Source organism: Jeotgalibacillus sp. S-D1, from assembly GCF_004358665.1.
Lineage (GTDB): Bacteria > Bacillota > Bacilli > Bacillales > Jeotgalibacillaceae > Jeotgalibacillus.
On the sequence record NZ_SMZR01000024.1, the window covers coordinates 1 to 3,145 of the forward strand.

At 49.7% G+C, this 3,145-nt stretch carries 2 rRNA genes; both read left to right on the forward strand.

Features of this window, described 5'->3' with window-relative positions:
- Positions 1–14 precede the first annotated feature (14 nt).
- Positions 15–2,869, forward strand: a 23S ribosomal RNA gene (locus E2R51_RS20495).
- Positions 2,870–3,002: 133 nt separating this feature from the next.
- Positions 3,003–3,116: ribosomal RNA gene (rrf, locus tag E2R51_RS20500) — 5S ribosomal RNA — on the forward strand.
- The last annotated feature ends 29 nt before the right edge of the window (positions 3,117–3,145 follow it).

A 3,145-nucleotide genomic window follows, 5' to 3' on the forward strand; every position in this document is an offset into this window, starting at 1 on the left:
CTTTGGGGTTGTATGGTCAAGTAATTAAGCGCACATGGTGGATGCCTTGGCAGTCAGAGGCGATGAAAGACGTGACAGCCTGCGATAAGCTTCGGGGAGGCGGCAATATCCTGTGATCCGGAGATTTCTGAATGGGGAAACCCACTTAGCGTAAGCTAGGTATACTAATTTATTAGTAAGCGAACGAGGGGAAGTGAAACATCTCAGTACCCTTAGGAAAAGACATCAATAGAGATTCCCCTAGTAGCGGCGAGCGAACGGGGAGGAGCCGACGGATTTATATGTAGAAGAACAGTGTGGGAAAACTGGCCATAGTGGGTGATAGCCCCGTATTCGAAACATATAATGAAGCATATTAAGTAGTGCGGAACACGAGAAATTCTGTATGAAGATGGGGGGACCATCCTCCAAGGCTAAATACTCCTGACTGACCGATAGTGAACCAGTACCGTGAGGGAAAGGCGAAAAGAACCCCTGTGAGGGGAGTGAAATAGAACCTGAAACCGTGTGCGTACAAGCAGTGGGAGCCCACTTGTTGGGTGACCGCGTACCTTTTGTATAATGGGTCAGCGACTTATATTCTGTAGCAAGGTTAACCGTTAGGGGAGCCGTAGGGAAACCGAGTCTTAATAGGGCGTCATAGTTGCAGGGTATAGACCCGAAACCGAGTGATCTATCCATGAGCAGGTTGAAAGTGCCGTAACAGGCACCGGAGGACCGAACCCACTGTCGTTGAAAAGCCAGGGGATGACTTGTGGATAGGGGTGAAAGGCTAATCAAACTCGGTGATAGCTGGTTCTCCCCGAAAGCTATTTAGGTAGCGCCTCGGACGAACACCATTGGGGGTAGAGCACTGTTTCGGCTAGGGGGTCATACCGACTTACCAAACCGATGCAAACTCCGAATACCGATGAGTGATATCCGGGAGACACACGGCGGGTGCTAACGTCCGTCGTGGAGAGGGAAACAACCCAGACCGCCAGCTAAGGCCCCAAATTCCTAGTTAAGTGGGAAACGAAGTGGGAAGGCATAGACAGCTAGGAGGTTGGCTTAGAAGCAGCCATCCTTTAAAGAAAGCGTAATAGCTCACTAGTCGAGTCGGCCCGCGCGGAAGATGTAACGGGGCTCAAACTAGGAGCCGAAGCTGCGGATTTGAAAATTGTTTCAAGTGGTAGGGGAGCGTTGTGTAAGCCTGTGAAGGTGTGTCGTAAGGCATGCTGGAGGTATCACAAGAGCGAATGCTGACGTGAGTAACGATAATGCGAGTGAAAAGCTCGCACGCCGGAAGATCAAGGGTTCCAGTCCAACGTTAATCGGGGCTGGGTGAGTCGACCCCTAAGGCGAGGCCGAAAGGCGTAGTCGATGGGAAATCGGTTAATATTCCGATACTTGTTTATGATGTGATGGAGGGACGGAGAAGGTTATGCCAGCCTGGCGATGGTTGTCCAGGTGGAAGGATGTAGGTAGACGGCTTAGGCAAATCCGGGCTGTTAATACTGAGATCTGATAGCAAGCTATACTTGTATAGCGAAGTGGCAAATACCATGCTTCCAGGAAAAGCTTCTAAACTATAGTCATAAACGAATCGTACCCTAAACCGACACAGGTGATCAGGTAGAGAATACCAAGGCGCTTGAGAGAACTCTGCTGAAGGAACTAGGCAAAATGGTACCGTAACTTCGGGAGAAGGTACGCTGTCGATGGTGAAGCCCTTTGCGGTGTAAGCTATTGACAGTCGCAGATACCAGGCTGCTGCAACTGTTTATTAAAAACACAGCACTCTGCAAACACGAAAGTGGACGTATAGGGTGTGATGCCTGCCCGGTGCTGGAAGGTTAATTGATGGGCTTAGCGTATGCGAAGGTCTTGATCGAAGCCCCAGTAAACGGCGGCCGTAACTATAACGGTCCTAAGGTAGCGAAATTCCTTGTCGGGTAAGTTCCGACCTGCACGAATGGCATAATGATGGCAGCGCTGTCTCCAGCAGAGACTCAGTGAAATCGAAATCGCAGTGAAGATGCTGTGTACCCGCGGCTAGACGGAAAGACCCCGTGAACCTTTACTACAGCTTTACATTGAACTTTGACCTGACTTGTGCAGGATAGGTGGGAGGCTTTGAAGCAGATACGCCAGTATCTGTGGAGCCATCCTTGAAATACCACCCTGGTCATGTTGGGGTTCTAACTCAGGTATAACAATACCGAGGACAATGTATGGTGGGTAGTTTGACTGGGGCGGTCTCCTCCTAAAGAGTAACGGAGGAGTACGAAGGTGCGCTCAGAACGGTCGGAAATCGTTCATAGAGTATAAAGGCAAAAGCGCGCTTAACTGCGAGACCCACAAGTCGAGCAGGTACGAAAGTAGGTCTTAGTGATCCGGTGGTTCTGTATGGAAGGGCCATCGCTCAACGGATAAAAGGTACTCTGGGGATAACAGGCTGATACCGCCCAAGAGTTCATATCGACGGCGGTGTTTGGCACCTCGATGTCGGCTCATCTCATCCTAGGGCTGAAGCAGGTCCTAAGGGTATGGCTGTTCGCCATTTAAAGAGGTACGCGAGCTGGGTTTAGAACGTCGTGAGACAGTTCGGTCCCTATCTACCGTGGGCGTTGGAAATTTGAGAGGATCTGCTCCTAGTACGAGAGGACCAGAGTGGACGAACCGCTGGTGTTCGGGTTGTCATGCCAATGGCATTGCCCGGTAGCTACGTTCGGATTGGATAACCGCTGAAAGCATCTAAGCGGGAAGCCAACCTCAAGATTAGATTTCCCTTAAGAGCCGTTCAAGACTAGGACGTTGATAGGCAGGGTGTGGAAGCGCAGCGATGCGTGTAGCTAACCTGTACTAATTGCTCGTTTGGCTTGACCATACAACACCCAAGTGGTTTTGTATTAAGCTATAATTATTTCGATATCATCCTGATAATATTGATTCAGGTTCTGATATACTAGTCAAACAAAGTTAAGCTAACAGCTTAACCAACTCATATCTATACCCCCTTTGCTGACGACAATAGCACGATGGAACCACCTGATCCCTTCTCGAACTCAGAAGTGAAACATCGTTGCGCCAATGGTAGTGTGGTTCGCCCATGTGAGAGTAGGTCATCGTCAGCTCCCTATACCCTAAAAGCCCCCATTCAATT